A 16,296-nucleotide genomic window follows, 5' to 3' on the forward strand; every position below is an offset into this window, starting at 1 on the left:
CAGGGCTGATGCCCGGTAGTGCCGGCCGCTGGCCGGCATCCCTGTGTGGCGGGATCAATGCGGTTGCCGGCCAGCGGCCGGCACTACCGTTCGGCAGTTTCCCAGGGGAAGCGTGGCAGGGCGTCCACCGCCTGTTCCAGGCGCCGTGACCAATTCTGGTGGATGTCCGCATACAACGTTGAATCCGCGCCGAGCCGCAGCTGCTGCCCGATGCGCAGTTCACCATCACGCAGCAGCGCCAGGTCGATCGGCAGGCCTACCGACAGATTGGAGCGAATGGTCGAATCCAGCGACACGATTGCCGTGCGCGCCGCGTCCTCCAGGCGTGTGGCCGGGCTGAGGATGCGGTCCAGGATGGGCTTGCCGTACTTGGACTCACCGATCTGAAGATAGGGCGTCTCCGGCGAAGCGGCGATGGCGTTGCCGAGCGGATAGATCATGTACAGCCCGGGCCGCTCGCCAGCGATCTGGCCACCGAAAATCAGCGTCGCCTGGGTGTTGACCCCGTCATGGCCGTGCTCGCTGTGGCTGCTGTGCACCTGGCTGTCCACCAGCAGCTGGCCGACGTACTCGGCAGCTTCGAACAGATGGGTCATGTCGCGCAGGTTGGGCGTGCGCCGTTCACCGGCGTCGCGCCCCAGGCGTGACACCAGCAGCTGGGTGGTGGCCAGGTTGCCAGCCGCCATCAGCACGTAGGCTGCCTGGCCGGGGTACTCGAACACGTGCAGCTTGCGGTGCACGCGCACATCGTCCAGCGAGGCATTGGTCCGGGTGTCGGCAGCGAAGACCAGGCCTTCGTCCACCTCGATTCCAACGCAATAGGTCATGTCGGTGCCCTATCATGTGCGTCCCGGATTGTAGGCAGGCCGCCGTGACGACGGCATGTCCACGCCCCCCAAGTGCCGTCACCTGAACCGCATGACCACCGTGCTCCTGAGCCTGGGCAGCAACGTCCAGCCCCGCCGCTACCTCCACGCCGCGGTGACGGCCCTGCGCGAGCGCTTTGGCGCACTGCAGGTGTCACCCGCCTACCGTACTGCCGCGGTCGGCTTCGATGGCCCGGCCTTCCTCAACAATGCGGTGGCGATCGAGACCGATCTGCCGCTGCAGGAACTGGACGACTGGCTGCATGCGCTGGAAGACGCGCATGGCCGCGATCGCAGCGGGCCGCGCTTCTCCGACCGGACCCTGGATATCGACGTGGTGTTCTACGGCGACCTGGTGGTGGAAGGCCCCGGCCACCTGCGCATTCCGCGCCCGGAACTGAAGCATGCCTTCGTGCTGAAGCCGCTGGCGGACATCGCGCCGGGCTTCATCGACCCGGTCAGCGGGCAGGACCTGGCCACGCTGTGGCGGGCGCACGCGCAGTTTGGCGAAGCGTTCGAGGTGATGGACCTGGAATGACGGCGGTTGCCGGCCAGCGGCCGGCACTACCTCAACTGACCGTGCGCCCACCATCCACGCGCAGGGTGTGGCCGGTGACGAAGCTGGCTTCGGCCACCAGCCAGTAGACCGCTTCGGCGATCTCCTCGACCGTGCCGATCCGTGCCAGCGGCGTGCGCGCCAGCAACGCCTCGCGGGCGAAATCGTCCTTGCCCTGCTCCGGCCACAGGATCGCACCCGGGGCCACCGCATTCACACGCACCTTCGGCGCCAGCTCCAATGCCAGCGCGCGGGTGGCCATCTCCAGCGCAGCCTTGGCCATGGTGTAGGCGATGTGGTCGCGCATCGGGTCGGTGCCGTGCAGGTCGGTCAGGTTGACGATGCAGCCCTGCTGGCGGCGCAGGTAGGGCGCCGCCGCCTGTGACAGCAGCAGTGGCGCGCGCGCGTTGACCGCGTACAGCTCGTCCATCGCCTCGGCGGTGACCTGGCCGAGCGGGGTGGGGAAGAAGTTGGAGGCGTTGTTGACCAGCGCGTCCAGTCGGCCGAAGTGGGTGACCGCCTGTTCCACCAGGTCGGCCAGGGCGTCGGCGTCACGCAGGTCGGCCTGCAGGGCCAGCACGCTGCCCGGGCGCACGTTGTCGAAATCGAACGCGGCCTGCTGCAGCTCGGCGCTTGAGGTATTGGCGTGCAGCACCACCGACCAGCCACAGGCGTGGAACTGGCGGGCGATGGCCGCACCGATCCGGCGCGCGCTGCCGGTGATCAGGACCACGGGGTGGGTATCGCTCATCGAGGGTCCTCCAAGGCTCGGCTATCCTGTGCACCATTGTCACCGCATTCGAAGACGCCATGCAGCCCACCTTCCCCCTGCCCGAAGCCGATGCCCTGGCCCATAGCGATCAGCTGGCGGCCGCCCTGCGCGCCGAGATCCTTGCGCAGGGCGGGGCGATGCCGTTCTCGCGCTTCATGGAGCTCTGCCTGTATGCCCCCGGCTGGGGCTATTACAGCGCCGGCGCCAGCAAGTTCGGTGGCAGTGGCGACTTCACCACCGCACCCGAGCTCGGCAGCCTGTTCGCCGGCAGCGTGGCCAATGCGCTGGCGCCCGTGTTCGCCCAGCTGGGTGCGCAGGCGCGCATGCTGGAACTGGGCGGTGGCACCGGCGCCTTCGCCGAGGCGGTGCTGCTACGCCTGGCCGAGCTGGACGCGCTGCCGTCGCGCTACGCCATCCTGGAACCCAGTGCCGACCTGCGCGAGCGCCAGCAGCAGCGCCTGCAGCAGAACCTGCCGGCCGAGCTGGCCGCGCGCGTGGACTGGGTCGACCGCCCGATCGAGGAGGACTGGGAAGGGGTGGTGTTCGCCAACGAGGTGATCGACGCGCTGCCGACCCCGCGCTTCCTGATCCGGGATGGCGAGGTCTACGAGGAAACCGTCGAGCTGGACGCCGAGGGCAACTTCATCCGTGGCGCGCAGCCGGCCGACATCCTGCTCAACGGTGCGGTGCGCCATATCGAGCGCTACCTGGAAAAGCCTTTCGCCGAAGGCTACCGTTCTGAAGTGCTGCCGCAGCTGCCGTACTGGCTGCAGGCGGTGGCCGGTGGCATGCAGCGTGGTGCGATGCTGTTCGTCGACTACGGCTACAGCCGCAGCGAGTTCTACCAGCACGACCGCGACGATGGCACCGTGCGTGCGTTCTACCGCCACCACGTGCACAACGACGTGCACCGCTGGCCGGGGTTGCAGGACATCACCGCGTCGGTGGATTTCACCGCGATGGCCGAGGCCGGCATGCACGGCGGATTCGAGCTGGCCGGCTACTGCAGCCAGGCCAGCTTCCTGCTCGGCAACGGCCTGGACCAGGTGCTGCTGCTGGCCGAGGAACGCACCGATGAGGTCGGCCGCATCCAGCTGCGCGACCAGGTGAAGAAGCTGACCCTGCCGACCGAGATGGGCGAGCGCTTCCAGGCCATCGGCCTGCAGCGTGGCGTCGACTTCGAACCGGCCTTCGAGCTGGGTGACCTGAGCTGGCGCCTGTGAGCGAGGTGTTGCCGGCGATCAAGCCGCTGCGGCGGCCGCGGTTGTGGGCCGGGCTGTGGGCGACGGCAGTACTGCTGGTGATCGTGGTCTGCCTGATTCCACCGCCGCCGATTCCGTTGCCGGAAAACAGCGACAAGGGCGAGCACTTCCTCGCCTACTTCATCCTGGCCGGCAGCGCGGTGCAGCTGTTCCGTCGGGGCCGCCCGCTGCTGTGGGTGGGCGTGGGCCTGGTGTTGATGGGCATCGGCATCGAATTTGCCCAGGGTGCGCTGACCAGCAACCGCATGGCCGACCCGATGGATGCCATCGCCAACACGGTCGGTGTGCTCGCCGGCATGGCCACCGCACTGACCCCGCTGCGCGACCTGCTGCTGCGCTGGCGCGGGTAAAGGCGTGCCAACCCAGGTTGGCACCTACCCGTAGATCCACGCCATGCGTGGATGCTCTTCCCGAGGTGCCGACCAAGGCCGGCACCCACCTGGACAGGCCTGCCGTCATTTCCCCAGGGTCACCTCATCCAGCACCCACATCGCCGGGCGCGTGTCGCCGGTGAAGTTGATGCACAGGTCACCGCTGCCCTGCGTCCCCTTCGGCAGCGCCGCACGCAGGGTCACGAAGCCATCGGCATCCGGCTTGGCCGGCAACGGCACTTCCGCCAGCACCTTGCCGCTGCAGTCGCCACGACGCACGAGCATCTCACCGTGTGGCCGCTTGGCCTTCTCGAAGCGACGCTTGGGTTCATCGTGGGCAAGCTGGAAGTAGTACGGAATACGCCCCGCGCGGACCTCCAGGCTGCCGATGCCGTCCAGCTGCGCCTGCGGCCAGCGCCAGCACGGCTGGAAGATGTCCACGTTGAACACCGCGCGGTTGCCTTCGCGTGGGCCATCGTCTTCCAGGCGCAGCACCAGGCCCTTCTTGCCCACGCAGCTGAGCAGCTCATCGCTGCGGCGGCTGAGCAGCGACTGTGCGGTGAAGGTGGCAATGGTCGGTTTCGCCGCCAGCATCTGGCCCTGGTAGAACGCGGCAGCCTGCACGGTGGTTGGCAGTTTTCCGGTCAGCGGCTGCTGGTACAGCGGTGACTGCGCGCTCACCGGCTGGCCATCGGTGCTGTAGCGCACTTCATAGCCCAGCGGATTGGCCAGCGACACCGTCACCGTGTTGTCCGCGCGATTGTCGGTGTAGTCCACGCCCACTTCGAACGGAGTCTGCGCATAGGCCAGGCCCCAGGCACGGTAGCGCTGCAGCTGGGACGGCAGGCGCGCGAGGAAATCGCGGAAATCGCGATGTTCCGGCGTGCTCCAGCCGGTCTCGGCCACGGCGGCCAGGCGTGGGAACAGGTTGTGCTGCAGGCGTGCGTAGCTGCGCGTGTGCTCGGTGAACATGTTGGCCTGCAGGCCGAGGATGTGCCCGCGCTTGTCAGCGGCCAGCTCGGCCGGCACCGGCTCGAAGTTGTACAGCTTGCCGAGGTTGACTTGGGTCGGGCGGCCGGGCGGTTCGTTCGGCGAGGCCGTCTGCAGGTAATCCAGATAGAGGTAGCCGACCGGCGACATGATCACGTCATGGCCGGCGCTGGCCGCAGCCAGACCGCCTTCGGTGCCCTGCCAGGACATCACCGTGGCCTGCGGCGGCAGCCCACCTTCGAGGATCTCATCCCAGCCGATCAGGCGCCGGTCGTGCTCCTCCAGGAAGGTCTCCAGGCGCTTGATGATGTGGCTCTGCATGGCCATTTCATCCTTGATGCCCAGCGCACGCATGCGCTGCTGCACCTGCTTCGACGCTTCCCACTGGTCCTTCACCGCCTCGTCGCCACCGACGTGCACGTACTTGGCCGGGAACAGGTCGATCACTTCTTCCAGCACGTTCTCGAGGAAGGTGACGGTGCTGTCTTCAGTGTTGAACAGGTTGGGGAACACGCCCCATTCACTGATCGGTTTCAACGGCGTATCGATGGTGCCCAGCTCCGGATACGCAGCAATCGCGGCAGTCGCGTGGCCCGGCACATCGATTTCCGGAATCACCTGGATATGCAGCTTCGCCGCATAGGCAATCACTTCGCGGATCTGGTCCTGCGTGTAGAAGCCGCAATACGGATGCTCCTCGCCAGTGACCGGATCGATGCCACCGTCGCCGGCCGGCAGGCGGCAGCTGCCCACGTCGGTCAGCTTCGGGTAGCGCTTGATCTCCATGCGCCAGCCCTGGTCGTCGGTGAGGTGCCAGTGGAAGGTGTTGAGCTTGTGCGCGGCCATCGCGTCGAGCACGCGCTTGATCTCGTCCAGGCTCTGGAAGTGACGTGCGGAATCGAGCATGAAACCGCGCCAGCTGAAGCGCGGCGCGTCTTGGATCTGCACCGCCGGCAGCACGCCATTGCTGCCGCCGGTGGCGAGCTGGGCGAGGGTGGTCGCGCCGTAGAACAGGCCGGTTTCGTTGCCGGCCTGGATCAGCACGCCCTGCGCGGTGCTCTCCAGCGTGTAGCTTTCGCCGCTGTCGCGGAAGGTGGGCACGATCTGGAAGCGGATGCTGCCCGACATGCCTGCCGCCTTGCCGCTGGCTCGTGCAAGGCGCGGACCACCGCTGCGGGCCAGCAGATCGGCGAACTGGCTGGCGACGCGCTGCGCGGCTTCGCCTTCGGCCTGCAGCACGGTGTCGGCGCGGACGGTGATGCCGCTGCCCTGGCCGCGCTGCACGGTCGCCGGTGCGGGAATCAGCATGAGGCTGCCGGCGCGCAGCAGAGGGCCGGGTGCTTCAGTGGCGGGTGTGGGGTCGGCGGCAAGTGCCGGCAGTGCCGGCAACAGGGCGAGCAGGCTGCCCAGCAGCACTGCGCTGCGCATCCGGGCGCGGGAAGGCTTGACCATCGGTACGACTCCTTGGAACGGTGCGATGAACGCTATACATGAAAAACGCCGGGCCCGGAATGACCCAGGCCCGGCGTGCGTGCACGACTCGGCGATGTTGCCGCCGCTGGATCAGTACTTGAAGCGGAAGTTGAGGTAGTACTGGCGACCGTTGCTGTAGAACGAGGTCGGGATGGCCGCGGTCTGGTAGTACTTGTAGGTCGGGTTGTTGAGGTTGAGCGCATCGAAGCTGATGCTCAGCCAGTCGGTGGCCTTGTAGCTCAGCGACGCCGACAGGGTGCCGAAGTCATCCTGGTAGTACGGGTTGGCGCCGGACAGGCCGATCAGGAACGACGAACGGCGGGTGTAGCTGACGCGTGCACCGAAGGTATCGTTCTCGAAGTAGGCACCGACGTTGTAGGTGTTCTTCGAAGTACCCAGCAGGTTGTCGCTGCCATCGGCCCAGGTGTGGTCGGTGCTGCCATCGGCGTAGGTGTAGTTGGCATTGACACCGAAGTACTCGCCGATCGGCTGCTCATAGGCCACTTCGATACCGCGCACCTTGCCGTCGGCATTGCGCGGGCGGGAGATGTTGTATTCCTCGAGACGGTTGGTCAGCTCGCTGAACAGCATTTCCTTCTCGGTGCTGAAGGCGACGTAGTCCTTCAGGCGCATCGAGTAGGCACCGATCGACAACATGCCGCGCGGCATGAAATACCACTCCAGGTTGGCGTCGAAGTTGGTCGACACCACCGGCTTCAACTTCGGATTGCCGCCACCGCCGGTCCGGTTCAGGTCCGAACCGTACGACGAGGCACCCAGTGCCGAGAAGTCCGGCAGGGTCTGGGTCTGCGAGGCGGCCACGCGCAGCACCAGGTCGTCACGCAGGTCGTACTTGAAGTTGGCGCTCGGCAGCACACGGTTGTGCTTGTTCTCGAAAGCTTCGCGGGTCCACGCGCCGAACAGGCTGCTCACGTCCGGCACGGTCGAGCCGGTGGCGGCGGCGTAGGTATCGATATCCTGCTTGATGTTGACGTAGCGCAGGCCGACGTTGCCGCTCCAGCGGTCGCCGCTGAAGTTGCCCTGTACGTAGGCAGCGAAGTTCTTCTCGGACACCGTCCACTCGGCGCCGTAGTTGTGGCGGCCGGTCGGGCCGTCATTGCCGGACAGCCAGGTGGAGTTGTTGGTCACTGCTTCCTTCAGTGCGCCCGGGGTGAAGTACCACAGGTCACGCGGGAAGCTGCCACCGATGCCGTTGGCGAAGCCACCGGGGAAGTTGGCGGTGGCGCCATTCTTCAGCGCATTCCAGATCGCGCCCGGGGTTGCGCCTTCCGGCGACTTGGCCTCGCGCTTGTGGTCGCCGAAGCGGGCGCCGAAATCAATCGAGTTCAGTACGCCAGCGTCGGCGAAGTACTGGTTGAAATCGAGCGTGGCCCACTTTTCCTTGTCGATCGCGGTGACCTGCTGGTTGCCCCAGGTGCCGAAGTCGGTCACGCCGCTCGGGCCGATGTTGCCCCCGACGTTCCAGTCGATCGGCGAGCCGTTGCCGTGGGTTGCCCAGGTGGCGCCGCCACCACGGGCCAGGTTGACTTCGGCGATGTACTGGCGCGGCGTTTCGCCGGTGCCCTTGGTGCTGCCAGCCTGGAATTTCATGCCCAGGTTGTCGCTGATCTGCCAGTCGGCATCGAAGGTGATGTAGTTGGTCTTGGCCTTCGACTCGCGGTAGATCATGTCGTACACCGCGTAGTCGCGGTCGGCCTGGCCGGCGAAGGTGGCGTTGGACAGCACGCCATCCTTGATGACGTAACCCGGATTCGGGGCCTGGCCCGGAATCAGGATCTTGTTGCCATTGGCATCTTCAACGGTGCGGTCATTGAGGATGCGGCCACCCCACAGCATGAAGTTGCGGTTGTAGTTGTTCGCCTTCAGTTCCGAGCTGAAGCCTTCCAGGCCCAGGGTCAGGTTGTCCATCGGCTTGAACTGCAGCGACACCAGGCCGCCCTTGCGCTCGCGGGTCTGTTCGAACAGGGTCGAGCCGAGCAGGCCCGGGGCATAGACGCCGGCCAGGTCCGGGTTGGACTTGGCCACGGTGCCATTCGGATCGATCTGGAAGAAACCGCCCGGGATTTCCTGCGCTTCGCGGCGCAGCTCGCGCTTCTGGCTGAAGGCCTGCACCATCACGCCGAAGTTGCCTTCGTCGTTCTTGTAGTTGAACAGTGCCGACAGCTGCGGGTCGTTGGACTTGGCCTGGTCCGAACGCACCATGCCGATGGAGCCTTCCGCAGTGAGCTGCTTGGAGAATTCCAGCGGCTTGCGGGTGAGGATGTTGACGGTACCGGTGGTGCCGCCGTCCTGCAGCTTGGCCTGCGAGGACTTGTTCACTTCCACCGAGCGCACCAGTTCCGACGGCAGCAACGAGTAGCTGACGCTGCGGCCGACGTTGTTGCCCTGGCTGAGCACGAACCAGTCGGCGGTGCCGACGGTGTGGCCGTTGATCAGGGTCTGGGTCAGGCTCGGGCTGGTACCACGCAGGCTGACACGGTCGGCTTCGTCGAAGCCGCCTTCGTCGGCGCTGGACGAGCTGATGTTCACGCCCGGCAGGCGCTGCAGGGTGTCGGCGACGTTGTGCGCGGGCAGCTTGCCCACGTCTTCGGCGGTGACCACTTCCACGCGCGCATTGGCTTCGCGCTTGGTGTCCAGCGATTTTTCCATCGACCCACGGATGCCGGTGACCTGCACGGTATCCAGGTCGGTGGCGGTCTGGGCGGCCTGCTGCGCATGTGCACTGAAGGCGATGCAGCTGACGATGGCGGCCGAAAGCAGGGTCTTGCGGGTGTTCATGATGTCTCTCCTCATCACTCGATTGGATGCCGGCGGCGGTGTTCGATTACGGTTGCGATGACATGCGCGGGGCGGCGGCGAAGTCCCGTGCGTTGGCGTGCCACGTACTGCGTGCTGCGATTGCGTTGAAGCCTGTTGCGGTGTCAGGCGGCCGACTGCTGCTGCAGGTACCAGCTGGCAGCGCCGACCACGCCCAGCTGGCCGTGCTCGACGACCTTCACCGGGATGCGTGCCAGCGCTTCGCCCATCGGCCCCTTCTGCAGGTAGCGTTCGACGAAGGTGCTGGCGTGCAGGTATTCGCGGATCTGCGGCAGGATGCCGCCGGCCAGGTAGACGCCACCATGGGCGCCGTAGAACAGCGCCATGTCGCCGATGGTGCTGCCGAGCAGGCCGCAGAACACATCCAGCGCCTGGCGCGCATGTGCATCGCTGTCGGCCATGGCCGCAGCGGTGACCGCATCGGGGCTGGCCAGGGTCGGCGCCTGGCCCTGCAGCGCGCATACCGCGCGGTACAGGTTCATCAGGCCCGGGCCGGAGATCGCGTGTTCGATCGACACGTGCGCGCGGTCGCGCTGCATGTGGCGGACGATGGCCATTTCCAGTTCGGTGCTGGCGGCCAGGGTCGGCTGGCCGGCTTCGGTCGGGAGCACCACCGGGCCGTGCGCGGTGGGGATCCACAGCGCGGCGCCGAGGCCGGTACCGGGGCCGACCACCAGGGTCGGGCCGCGGGCGGCGGTTTCCGGTCCGCACAGGTGCAGCACGCCACTGGCGTCAACCTGCGCAGCGGCATAGGCCACGGCTTCGAAGTCGTTGACGATGAAGACCCGCTGCAGGCCGACGTCGGCTTCCACCTGGCGTGCCGACAGCGGCCACGGCAGGTTGGCGGTGATCACCGTGCCGTCCTCGCGGGCGTAGCCGGCACTGGCGACCACGCAGTGCGTGGGCCGCGGGCCTTCGCCGAGGAAGTCGGACAGGATCGCGCTGAGGCCTGCATGGTCGGCGTTGCGGTACTTGCGGTACTCCAGCACCTGCACCGGATGGGCGGCATCACCGCTGGCCTGGACCCGGGCCACGCGCACATGGGTGCCACCGACGTCGGCGGCCAGGAACGAGGGCGCGATTCGGGACAGGACATGGGCCGGGGCGGGGTGGCTGGCGGTCACGCGGGCTCCTGCTGCAGGTGGGGCCGTCCCCAAGGTTCGAGGGCGGCGATTGGGGCGGAGTCTGTAACCGCGCTGACAACGATGTCAACGAGTTCGTGACACTTTCGTTGCTGCGTCGCAACGAATGCGGCGTGCAGTAAACGTTTACATGGCGTGAGCATGGGTTTCACGCTGGAACCGTTGCTGCACGGGGCTCAAGGGCTGCGGCGCATTCAGCACGACCCGCTGCCATCGGGTTGCGCAGTGCAGCACGAGGTTCACGCGGCCTCGCGGGGAAGTTGACAAACCGCGGTTGTCCATCGAAAGAATGTGACAACGTTGTTCCCAGCCACTCTCCGACGCCGCGTTCTGCGGCCGTCGCCGCAGGAGCCCTTCCCGATGTCCGCCGTCTCCGCTGCAAGCGTGCGCCCGAACGTGGCCACCTCCATCGCCATCGTCGGCGTGCTGTTCTTCCTGATCGGCTTCTTCACCTGGCTCAACGGCCCGCTGATCACCTTCGTCAAGCTCGCCTTCGAACTCAGCGAGGTCGGCGCCTTCCTGGTGCTGATGGTGTTCTACCTGTCCTACTTCTTCCTGGCCCTGCCGTCATCGTGGATCCTGCGCCGCACCGGCATGAAGAAGGGCCTGAGCCTGAGCCTGCTGGTGATGGCCGGGGGCGCCGCGCTGTTCGGCGAATTCGCCACCCAGCGCTGGTACCCCGGCGCACTGGGCGGCCTGTTCGTGATCGGCAGCGGCCTGGCCCTGCTGCAGACGGCCATCAACCCGTACATCTCCATCCTTGGGCCGATCGAAACGGCGGCGCGGCGCATCGCGTTGATGGGCATCTGCAACAAGATCGCCGGCATCCTGGCGCCGATCCTGATCGGCACGGTGGTGCTGCATGGCATTGGCGATCTGGACGTGCAGGTGCAGGCGGCCGATGCCGCGACCAAGGCCGTGCTGCTGAACCAGTTTGCGGCCAAGATCCATGCCCCGTACCTGGCCATGGCGGCGCTGCTGGTGGTGTTGGCGGTGGCGATCCTGTTCTCGCCGCTGCCGGAAATCAAATCGTCCGAAGCCAACGCGACGCCGGTGGCCGCCGGTGCGGTCGAGCGCCGCAGCATCTTCCAGTTCCCGCACCTGTGGCTGGGCGTGCTGTGCCTGTTCGTGTACGTGGGCGTGGAAGTGATGGCCGGTGATGCCATCGGCACCTACGGCCATGGCTTCAACCTGCCGCTGGACGAGACCAAGATGTTCACCGCCTTCACCCTGGGCGCGATGCTGGTCGGTTACGTGGTCGGCCTGCTGGTGATTCCGCGGGTGGTGTCGCAGTCGCGCTACCTGACCATTTCGGCGGTGCTGGGCGTGGTGTTCTGCCTGGGCGCGTGGGCAACGCACGGCTATGTGTCGGTGGCCTTCGTGGCCCTGCTGGGCTTTGCCAACGCCATGATGTGGCCGGCCATCTTCCCGCTGGCGATCCGTGGCCTGGGCCGCTTCACCGAAACCGGCTCGGCCCTGCTGGTGATGGGCATCGCCGGTGGCGCGATCATTCCGCAGCTGTTCGCCCTGCTCAAGCAGCACATCGATTTCCAGCTGACCTTCGTGCTGCTGATGGTGCCGTGCTACCTGTACATCCTGTTCTATTCGGTGATCGGGCATCGCGCCGGCCTGCCGCAGGACAAGGCCTGATCGGCGATGATGGACGGCAGCCAACCCCAGGGAAAACCCATGCGCAGAGCGACCATCAAGGACGTTGCGGAGAAAGCCAAGGTCTCGCTGAAGACGGTCTCGCGCGTGATCAACAACGAGCCCTCGGTGATGCAGGCCACCCGCGCGCGGGTGCTGCGTGCCATCGCCGAGCTCGACTACGAACCCGATCCGTCCGCGCGCAACCTGCGCAGCGGCACCACCTTCGTGATCGGGCTGGTCTACGACAACCCGAACCCATACCACATCATCGGCGTGCAGAACGGCGTGCTCGCCGCCTGCCGCGAGACCGGGTTCGGGCTGCAGATCCATCCCTGCGATTCCAGCTCGCCGCTGCTGGCCGATGAACTGGCCGACTGGGTGCAGCGTTCGCGCCTGGCCGGGCTGGTGCTGACCGCACCGATGTCCGAGCGCCGCGACCTGATCCAGGCGCTGACCGCGCGCGGCATCAAGCTGGTGCGCATCATCGCCGCCACCGAAGACCCGGCCGATGGCGCCTGTGTGTTCGTGGACGACCGCGAGGCCGCCTACGAGATCACCGAGCACCTGATCCAGCTGGGCCACCAGCGCATCGGCTTCCTCTGGGGCGGCAGCTCGCACCGGTCTTCGGGCGAGCGCTACGCCGGTTACGAAGCCGCGCTGAAGGACTACGGCATGACCGTGGACAAGCACCTGGTGGTGCAGGGCGACTACACCTTCGATGACGGTTTCCGCGGTGCGCGCCGCCTGCTGGCGCTGCGCGAGCCACCTACCGCCATCTTCGGTTCCAACGACGAAATCGCCGCCGGGGTACTGGCAGCCGCAAAGTCGGCCGGCATGAACGTGCCGTACGACCTGTCCATCGCCGGTTTCGAGGACAGCCCGTTCTCGCGCCAGTCGTGGCCGCCGCTGACCACGGCCAAGCAGGCCACCGAAGACATCGCCCGCCACGCCGCGCGCCTGCTGATCGCGCAGCTGCGCAGCGATGCCTACGACGACGCGCCGGCGCCGCTGCACAACCAGGGCTTCGTGCCGCAGCTGGTTGTGCGTGGTTCGACCGCGCCGATGCGCCCCGCCGGCGCACGCCCCCTTCCTTCCGATCCTGCCTGAGCCTGCCATGTCGCTGTCAGACCCCACGTCCACCCTGATGTTCGCCGAGGCCGCTGAAGCGGCCGACGTGGTCGCGCGCCAGTTCTCGCGCAACCACGCCACCATGGAAACCCTGGCCGCCAGCCTGCGTGCTGCACCGCCGCCGTTCGTGGTCACCTGTGCACGCGGCAGCTCCGACCACGCCGCCACCTATGGCAAGTATCTGCTGGAAACCCAGCTGGGCCTGGTGGTCGCGTCGGCCTCGCCATCGGTGGGGTCGGTCTACGCCGCACCATTGCAGCTGCGCGGCGCACTGTTCATCGTCATCTCGCAGTCGGGCAAGAGCCCGGACCTGCTGCGCAACGCCGAGGCCGCCAAGGCGGCCGGTGCGCGCGTGATCGCGCTGGTCAACGTCGAGGATTCACCGCTGGCGCAGCTGGCCGACACGGTCATTCCGCTCCACGCGGGTGCCGAAAAGAGCGTGGCGGCGACCAAGAGCTACCTGGCGTCGCTGGCCGCGCTGCTGCAGCTGGCCGCGTACTGGAAGCAGGACAGCAGCCTGCGCGCGGCGCTGGACCTGCTGCCCGACGCCCTGCGTGAGGCGTGGCAGTGTGACTGGAGCGCGGTGACCGAAGGCCTGGTCGAGGCCACCAACCTGTTCGTGCTCGGCCGTGGCCTGGGCCTGGGGGCGGCGCAGGAAGCGGCGCTGAAGTTCAAGGAAACCTGCAGCCTGCATGCCGAAGCCTACAGCTCGGCTGAAGTGAAGCATGGCCCGATGGCGCTGGTCGACCGCGGCTTCCCGGTGCTGGCCTTTGCCCAGCCGGATGAAACCGGCGCCGGCACCCGTGCCGTCGTCGAAGAATTCACCGCGCGTGGCGCACAGGTATGGATGGCCGGTGCTGGCGGCAACCTGCCGGTGGCTGCTGCGCCGCACCCGCTGTGCGCACCGCTGCTGACCGTGCAGAGCTTCTACCGCGCGATCAATGCGCTGGCGCTGCGTCGTGGCTTCAACCCGGACCTGCCGCCGCACCTGAACAAGGTGACGGAGACCGTGTAATGGCGACCGTCCTGCGCAATGCCCGCATCCTGGCGGGCGACGACTTCCGCGATGATCTGGCGCTGGTGATCGAGAACGGTCGCATCAGCGCGCTGTTGCCCGACGCCGCACCGCAGCTCGGCCATGCCGCCGAGCAGGTGGACCTGGGTGGCGGCTGGCTGCTGCCCGGCTTCATCGATGTGCAGGTCAATGGTGGCGGTGGTGCGCTGTTCAACAACACGCCCGATGTCGCCTCGCTGCGCACCATCGCGCAGGCGCACCGCCGCTTCGGCACCACCGCGATGCTGCCAACGCTGATCAGCGACGACGTGGGTGTGATGCGCGACGCAATCGCTGCGATGCGCGAGGCGATCACGCAGGGTGTACCAGGCGTGATCGGCATCCACCTGGAAGGCCCGTACATCGCACCGGCGCGCAAGGGCACGCACGATGCCAGCAAGTTCCGCGTGCCGGACGAAGAAGAAATCGCGCTGGCGGCATCGCTGGACAACGGTGTGACCGTGCTGACGCTGGCGCCGGAGCGCGTGCCGCTGGAGACCATCCGTGCGCTGGTCGAGCGTGGCGTGATCGTTGCGGCCGGGCACACCGCAGGTACCTACGAAGCGATCCGTGCCGGCCTGGATGCCGGTGTGCGTGGCTTCACCCACCTGTACAACGCGATGTCGCCGCTGCAGGGCCGTGAGCCCGGTGCGGTGGGCGCCGCATTGGAGGACCGCGACAGCTGGATCGGCATCATCGTTGATGGCGTTCACGTGCACCCGGCCAGCCTGCGCGTGGCGCTGGCGGCCAAGCCGCGAGGCCGCCTGCTGCTGGTGACCGATGCGATGCCGCCGGTCGGTGCCGACGATCCCAGCTACGTGCTGTACGGCGAAACCATTACCGCCGTCGACGGCGTGGTGCGCAATGCTGCCGGTTCGCTGGCCGGCTCGGCGCTGGACATGGCCACCGCGGTGCGCAACACCGTGCAGCTGCTTGGCCAGCCGCTGGCCGAAGCGGCGCGCATGGCGTCGACGTACCCAGCGCAGTTCCTCAATGTCGATGATCGCCTGGGCCACATCGCCGAGGGCTACCAGGCCGACCTGGTGCTGCTGGACGACGCCCTGCAGGTGCGGGGTACCTGGATTGCCGGACAGTACGAGGCCGCCTGATGAACAGTTCGCCGCCACGCCGGCTGGGCTCGATCGATGCCCTGCGCGGCATCACCGTGGCGGCGATGCTGCTGGTCAACAATCCGGGCGACTGGAGTGCGGTGTTCGCGCCGCTGCGTCACTCGGAATGGCATGGCTGCACGCCCACCGACCTGGTGTTCCCGTTCTTCCTGTTCCTGGTGGGCGTGTCGATGGCCTTCAGCGTGGCACCGCGCGCGCAGGATGCGGCGGCGCGACCCGCGTTGGCGCGCGGCGTGCTGGAGCGCGCGCTGCGCATCCTGATGGCCGGTGCGCTGCTGCACCTGCTGATCTGGTGGGCACTGGATACGCATCACTTCCGCATCTGGGGCGTGCTGCAACGCATCGCGGTGTGTGCGGCGTTGGTGGGCGTACTGGCGGTCTACGCGCGACCACGCGTGCAGGTGGGCGCTTTGATCGCGCTGCTGGTGGGGTACACCGTGTTGCTGCTGGGCATCGGCGACCTGGCGCCGTGGACCAACCCGGCCAGCCGCCTGGATACCGCGCTGTTCGCACCGTGGATCTACCAGTGGCATGCCGATACCGGCCTGGGCCATGACCCGGAAGGATTGCTGAGCACGCTGGGGGCGCTGGCCAGTACCGTGCTCGGCCTGCTTGCCGGTGGCCTGCTGCGCAACGTGCGTTCGGCGGCATTGGCAGGGCTGGGCGTGGCGACCGCTGTGCTGGGCCTGCTGCTGGCCGTGGTGCTGCCGTTGAACAAGCAGCTGTGGACGCCCAGCTACGTGCTGTGGACCGGCGGCCTGGCCGCGCTGGCGCTGTGGCTGGGCCACGTGCTGATCGACCAGAAGGGATGGCCGGCACTCGGCCGGCGCTTCGGGGTCAATGCGATCACCGCGTACCTGGGGGCATCGGTGATGTCGGTGGTGCTGATGGCCACCGGGATCTGGGGGTGGATCTGGCAGCAGCTGGCCACCGCGATGCCGCAGGCGCTGGAGCTGGCGTCGATGCTGCAGGCGCTGGTGTTCGTCGCACTGTGGTGGGGCGTGGCGTGGTGGCTGGATAAGCGGAAGATCTACCTGAAGATCTGACCCCCTCCGTCAACGGCA

13 protein-coding genes are annotated in these 16,296 nt (G+C 67.2%); 8 read left to right on the forward strand and 5 right to left on the reverse strand.

Annotated elements, in window-relative coordinates:
• Positions 1 to 83 precede the first annotated feature (83 nt).
• Complete coding sequence (locus tag AC5P9L_RS07475) at positions 84 to 827, reverse strand: proteasome-type protease (RefSeq protein WP_012481280.1); 744 nt, start codon at positions 825 to 827, stop codon at positions 84 to 86.
• 91 nt (positions 828 to 918) lie between these two features.
• Between AC5P9L_RS07475 and folK the strand changes: the two genes are divergently transcribed.
• Positions 919 to 1,404 (forward strand): 2-amino-4-hydroxy-6-hydroxymethyldihydropteridine diphosphokinase, encoded by a 486-nt coding sequence (gene folK / locus AC5P9L_RS07480; protein ID WP_227415440.1) that lies wholly within the window; start codon positions 919 to 921, stop codon positions 1,402 to 1,404.
• 31 nt (positions 1,405 to 1,435) lie between these two features.
• Here the strand turns inward: folK and AC5P9L_RS07485 are convergent, their stop codons facing one another.
• Positions 1,436 to 2,173 carry a pteridine reductase gene (locus AC5P9L_RS07485; RefSeq protein ID WP_005411052.1) on the reverse strand — a complete coding sequence of 246 codons (738 nt, stop codon included), beginning with the start codon at positions 2,171 to 2,173 and terminating at the stop codon, positions 1,436 to 1,438.
• A 59-nt stretch (positions 2,174 to 2,232) separates the two neighbouring features.
• On the opposite strand from AC5P9L_RS07485, the gene AC5P9L_RS07490 reads away from it, so the two are divergent.
• Positions 2,233 to 3,417, forward strand: a complete 1,185-nt coding sequence (locus tag AC5P9L_RS07490; protein ID WP_227415437.1) for a class I SAM-dependent methyltransferase — start codon at positions 2,233 to 2,235, stop codon at positions 3,415 to 3,417.
• Positions 3,414 to 3,806 (forward strand): VanZ family protein, encoded by a 393-nt coding sequence (locus AC5P9L_RS07495; protein ID WP_033835244.1) that lies wholly within the window; start codon positions 3,414 to 3,416, stop codon positions 3,804 to 3,806. Before AC5P9L_RS07490 ends, AC5P9L_RS07495 begins: the two co-directional genes overlap by 4 nt.
• A gap of 105 nt (positions 3,807 to 3,911) precedes the next feature.
• On the opposite strand, the gene AC5P9L_RS07500 is transcribed toward AC5P9L_RS07495, so the two are convergent.
• The 3 genes from AC5P9L_RS07500 to AC5P9L_RS07510 form a co-directional block, all read right to left on the reverse strand.
• On the reverse strand, positions 3,912 to 6,269 hold the full coding sequence (locus AC5P9L_RS07500) for a beta-N-acetylhexosaminidase (RefSeq protein WP_227415436.1): 2,358 nt from the start codon (positions 6,267 to 6,269) through the stop codon (positions 3,912 to 3,914).
• A gap of 111 nt (positions 6,270 to 6,380) precedes the next feature.
• Positions 6,381 to 9,089, reverse strand: coding sequence for a TonB-dependent receptor (locus tag AC5P9L_RS07505; protein WP_005414491.1), 2,709 nt, complete (start codon positions 9,087 to 9,089; stop codon positions 6,381 to 6,383).
• A 143-nt stretch (positions 9,090 to 9,232) separates the two neighbouring features.
• A complete protein-coding gene (locus AC5P9L_RS07510; protein WP_024957032.1) occupies positions 9,233 to 10,252 on the reverse strand; it encodes a glucokinase family protein in 1,020 nt (339 codons plus the stop codon).
• Positions 10,253 to 10,630: 378 nt separating this feature from the next.
• Between AC5P9L_RS07510 and AC5P9L_RS07515 the strand changes: the two genes are divergently transcribed.
• The 5 genes from AC5P9L_RS07515 to AC5P9L_RS07535 are packed head-to-tail and all read left to right on the forward strand — an operon-like array spanning position 10,631 to position 16,278.
• Complete coding sequence (locus tag AC5P9L_RS07515) at positions 10,631 to 11,920, forward strand: sugar MFS transporter (RefSeq protein WP_088428836.1); 1,290 nt, start codon at positions 10,631 to 10,633, stop codon at positions 11,918 to 11,920.
• Between the two features lie 39 nt (positions 11,921 to 11,959).
• The gene (locus AC5P9L_RS07520) at positions 11,960 to 13,027 is read left to right on the forward strand and encodes a LacI family DNA-binding transcriptional regulator (RefSeq protein ID WP_005411045.1); all 1,068 of its coding nucleotides are present in this window, start codon (positions 11,960 to 11,962) and stop codon (positions 13,025 to 13,027) included.
• A 7-nt stretch (positions 13,028 to 13,034) separates the two neighbouring features.
• Entirely contained in the window at positions 13,035 to 14,063 is a 1,029-nt protein-coding gene (locus AC5P9L_RS07525) for an SIS domain-containing protein (RefSeq protein WP_005411044.1), read from the forward strand.
• The gene (gene nagA, locus AC5P9L_RS07530) at positions 14,063 to 15,211 is read left to right on the forward strand and encodes an N-acetylglucosamine-6-phosphate deacetylase (protein WP_227415435.1); all 1,149 of its coding nucleotides are present in this window, start codon (positions 14,063 to 14,065) and stop codon (positions 15,209 to 15,211) included. The genes AC5P9L_RS07525 and nagA overlap by 1 nt, the downstream gene beginning before the upstream one ends.
• Entirely contained in the window at positions 15,211 to 16,278 is a 1,068-nt protein-coding gene (locus AC5P9L_RS07535; RefSeq protein ID WP_227415434.1) for an acyltransferase family protein, read from the forward strand. The genes nagA and AC5P9L_RS07535 overlap by 1 nt, the downstream gene beginning before the upstream one ends.
• Positions 16,279 to 16,296: the final 18 nt, after the last annotated feature.

Source organism: Stenotrophomonas sp. YJH_SMC_64 (assembly GCF_059371375.1).